The organism is Streptomyces solincola (assembly GCF_002982015.1).
GTDB classification, from domain to species: Bacteria; Actinomycetota; Actinomycetes; order Streptomycetales; family Streptomycetaceae; genus Streptomyces; species Streptomyces solincola.
Window position 1 is genome coordinate 1 of record NZ_PVLV01000568.1, and the last position, 2,161, is coordinate 2,161.

The 2,161-nt window shown below is 74.6% G+C and carries 1 protein-coding gene; it reads left to right on the forward strand.

The features are described 5' to 3' along the window. Nucleotides 1-316: 316 nt before the first annotated feature. Nucleotides 317-2,161: ATP-dependent helicase (locus C6N75_RS27310; RefSeq protein WP_258177643.1), on the forward strand; the 1,845-nt coding region annotated here is incomplete at its 3' end.

Consider the following 2,161-nt stretch of genomic DNA (forward strand, 5'->3'; position numbering starts at 1 on the left):
CCTCCGCCTCCTCCACCTCCCCCGCCCCGCCACCTCCCTTCCCTCCCGGACGGACGCCTGGCCGGACGTGACCGTCGAACCTGTCCGTCGACGCGACCGTCGACCGCCGGCCGCGATCGCCGAACGCATGCGCCGGTGGCGATCGCCGGACGCATGCATCGGACGCCGTCGGCCGACGTCTGTTGGGAGAGACCGTAGGCGGAGGGCCAGAGCGCGGGGGCGCAGCTGTCCACAGAGGGCCGCATCAGTACGACCGGGGGCTCGGGGCTGTGGACAACCGTCCCGTCCGTCCCGGGCGACCTGGCAGCATGGCAGGGTGACAGCAGCAACGCACTCCTCCCTCTTCCCGCACGCCCCGGGGGCGAGCCAGTTCCCGGCTCCGCCGCGGGACGCCGACGCGGTGCTCGACGGGCTGGATCCCGAGCAGCGTGAGGTGGCCACGGCCCTGCACGGCCCGGTGTGCGTGCTGGCCGGGGCCGGCACGGGCAAGACGCGGGCGATCACGCACCGCATCGCCTACGGGGTGCGCGCGGGCATACTTCAGCCGTCCAGCGTCCTGGCGGTCACCTTCACCCACCGTGCGGCGGGCGAGATGCGCGGCCGGCTGCGGCAGCTCGGGGCGGGCGGGGTGCAGGCGCGCACGTTCCACTCCGCCGCGCTGCGGCAGCTCCAGTTCTTCTGGCCGAAGGCGGTGGGCGGGGACATGCCGCGACTGCTGGACCGCAAGGTGCAACTGGTCGGCGAGGCGGCGGCCCGCTGCCGGATCAAGCTGGACCGGAGCGAGCTGCGGGACGCCACCGGCGAGATCGAGTGGGCGAAGGTCACCCAGACCGTGCCGGCCGACTATCCGGCGGCCGTGCTGCGGGCGCAGCGGGAGGCGCCGCGGGACCCCGCCGAGATCGGCCAGCTCTACGCGGCGTACGAGCAGCTCAAGCGCGATCGCGGGGTGATCGACTTCGAGGACGTGCTGCTGCTGACGGTCGGCATCCTCCAGGAGCGCCAGGACGTCGCCGAGCAGGTGCGCCGCCAGTACCGGCATTTCGTGGTGGACGAGTACCAGGACGTCTCGCCGCTACAGCAGCGGCTGCTGGAGCTGTGGCTCGGTGAGCGCGACAGTCTGTGCGTGGTGGGGGACGCGAGCCAGACGATCTACTCCTTCACCGGGGCCACGCCCGATCATCTGCTGGACTTCCGGGCGCGGCATCCGCAGGCCACGGTGGTGAAGCTGGTCCGCGACTACCGCTCGACGCCGCAGGTGGTGGGCTTGGCCAACGGGCTGCTGAGCCAGGCTCGGGGTCGGGCGGCCGATCACCGGCTGGAGCTGGTCTCGCAGCGCGACGCCGGGCCGCCGCCGACGTACACCGAGTACGGGGACGAGCCGGCCGAGGCCGAGGGCACCGCGCGCCGGGTGCGCGATCTGATCGCCGCCGGGGTGCCGGCCGGGGAGATCGCCGTGCTGTACCGGATCAACGCCCAGTCCGAGATCTACGAGCAGGCCCTGGCGGACGCCGGGGTGCCGTACCAGTTGCGCGGCGCGGAGCGGTTCTTCGAGCGGCAGGAGGTACGGGAGGCCGGGGCGGCGCTGCGCGGCGCGGCCCGGTTCGGCGGCAACGACGCGCTGCTGGACGAGGTGGCGGACCTGCCGTCCCAGGTGCGGGCGGTGCTGTCGACGACGGGGTGGACGGGCGAGCCGCCGGCCGGTTCGGGCGCGGTGCGCGACCGCTGGGAGTCGCTGGCGGCGCTGGTGAAGCTGGCCGAGGACTTCGCCGCGGCCAGGCCGGGGGCGACGCTGGCCGATCTGGTCGCCGAGCTGGACGAGCGGGCGGCCGCGCAGCACGCCCCCACCGTGCAGGGGGTGACGCTGGCCTCGCTGCACGCGGCCAAGGGCCTGGAGTGGGACGCGGTGTTCCTCGTGGGGCTGACCGAGGGCATGCTGCCGATCACCTACGCCAGGACGGAGGCGCAGATCGAGGAGGAGCGGCGGCTGCTGTACGTGGGGGTCACCCGGGCCCGGTGCCATCTGTCGTTGTCGTGGGCGCTGTCGCGCTCTCCGGGCGGTCGGCCCTCGCGCCGGGTGTCCCGGTTCCTGGGCGGTCTGCGCAAGGGCGGTGGCGCGGGCGCGGCCGGGGCGGCGGGTGCGGTGGGCGGCGTGGAGCGGGGG